Raw genomic sequence first — 1,240 nt, forward strand, 5'->3', positions numbered from 1 at the left:
GATCTTATTCTTCGCGCTGAAAGATTAGAATGCGGGGTTTATGGCGCGTTTACGCTGTAAAACTGATTAGAAGATTTTTCAAACCAATATTTAGCTTTAGTGAAGTTCGTAGGTGTCCCATGCCCACGCTCATACATTTGAGCCAAATTATTTTGAGCATACATGTGGTTCTGTTCCGCAGCCTGCTTATACAAAGAGAAAGCCATCTCATAATTACCAAGCGTTGGAGATTGGCTATCATAAGATAATGCTAAATTATATATAGCATCCAAATTACCCTGAGCTACAGCCTGCTTGTACCACTCTTGTGCTTTGGGGTAATCCCTTTCTATAAAGTGGTATATCCAACCTATATTATTCATGCACGCTGGGTTGCTCACTTCAGGTGAAGTTAGATGCCAATCCAACAAGCTATTCAACGCTTTAGGGTTGCTATAATAATCAGAAGCTTTGATATCTTTACTGCAGCTTTTTTCTTCAAAAGAATAAATGGGTTCATGTTCAGTGCTCAAAATACTCACAGATTTTGGGCTACTTACACAACCCATGACTTGCTGGGTTAGCAATACGATGACTCCGGCTTTAAAAATGCTCTCCAAACCTATAACTTTTCCCACGAACCACAACTCCAAATTAATTATTCAGCAACGATACTATTGATCTCATCAATCTCTGCCATTGTGCCGCAAAAGCTGAGGCTTATTCAATCGAAATGCCGAAGATTACGATTCAACTTGAGTATAATTTCGATATGCAAGACGGCTGCCTTTAGAACATTCAATTATTGTAATGTTGATAACCAAATTGCACTCCTCCCAAATCTAGCCCTACACTCGATCTCGTTAGATAGCATCTCAGATATAAACTTCTCAAAAGAGAACTGGCCCAACTTGGTGACAAATCACATCGCTCAGCAATAAGTTGCGCTGTCACTTCTTCACCCTGCTTTATCGAATTAAATACCTTTAATTGGGTCTTGCTTAACTTCACCCATTTCACCTGGTGCGGGGCAAGTCGCGCAGCAGCCACTAAAGCGTGACTCACCTCACCTTTTTGCTCAAAATTACCCATACTAATACTGTCCTCTGCAATTATGATCTAGATGGTTTTTACTTGTTGATCTAATAGATCATTTTCAATGTGAACGTTTTTTAAAAATCAGCAATAAGACAGTCTCGCCAGCAATTTTTTAGGTTCATCGCGGATTAGCGGGAACTTAAAACAAAAACGGTAGTAAGTG

General features: G+C 39.6%; 2 protein-coding genes. Both read right to left on the reverse strand.

Going from position 1 to position 1,240, the window contains the following annotated elements:
- Nucleotides 1-38: 38 nt before the first annotated feature.
- The gene (locus tag AB6D80_RS25010) at nucleotides 39-617 is read right to left on the reverse strand and encodes a tetratricopeptide repeat protein (RefSeq protein ID WP_372189922.1); all 579 of its coding nucleotides are present in this window, start codon (nucleotides 615-617) and stop codon (nucleotides 39-41) included.
- 160 nt (nucleotides 618-777) lie between these two features.
- On the reverse strand, nucleotides 778-1,071 hold the full coding sequence (locus tag AB6D80_RS25015; RefSeq protein ID WP_009846497.1) for a hypothetical protein: 294 nt from the start codon (nucleotides 1,069-1,071) through the stop codon (nucleotides 778-780).
- Nucleotides 1,072-1,240: the final 169 nt, after the last annotated feature.

Source organism: Vibrio sp. 10N.247.310.17 (assembly GCF_041466605.1).
Lineage (GTDB): Bacteria > Pseudomonadota > Gammaproteobacteria > Enterobacterales > Vibrionaceae > Vibrio > Vibrio tasmaniensis_A.